Consider the following 441-nt stretch of genomic DNA (forward strand, 5'->3'; position numbering starts at 1 on the left):
GTATTATTAGTGATATTGGCATCGGGACATTTGTCGATCCACGCCAGCAAGGCGGCAAACTGAATGAAGTCACTAAAGAAGACCTGATTAAACTGGTCGAGTTTGATAACAAAGAATATCTCTATTACAAAGCGATTGCGCCAGATATTGCCTTCATTCGCGCTACCACCTGCGACAGTGAAGGCTACGCCACTTTTGAAGATGAGGTGATGTATCTCGACGCATTGGTTATTGCCCAGGCGGTGCACAATAACGGCGGTATTGTGATGATGCAGGTGCAGAAAATGGTTAAGAAAGCCACGCTGCATCCTAAATCTGTCCGTATTCCGGGTTATCTGGTGGATATTGTGGTGGTCGATCCGGATCAAACCCAACTGTATGGCGGTGCACCGGTTAACCGCTTTATTTCTGGTGACTTCACCCTTGATGACAGTACCAAAC

General features: G+C 46.7%; 1 protein-coding gene. It reads left to right on the forward strand.

Translation table 11 applies throughout. From position 1 onward, the window contains the following. Window positions 1–441 (forward strand): CoA-transferase (locus KSP9073_RS17275; RefSeq protein ID WP_279310085.1); only part of this gene is annotated, 441 nt, incomplete at both ends.

This window comes from Kushneria phyllosphaerae (assembly GCF_900312995.1).
Taxonomy (GTDB): domain Bacteria; phylum Pseudomonadota; class Gammaproteobacteria; order Pseudomonadales; family Halomonadaceae; genus Kushneria; species Kushneria phyllosphaerae.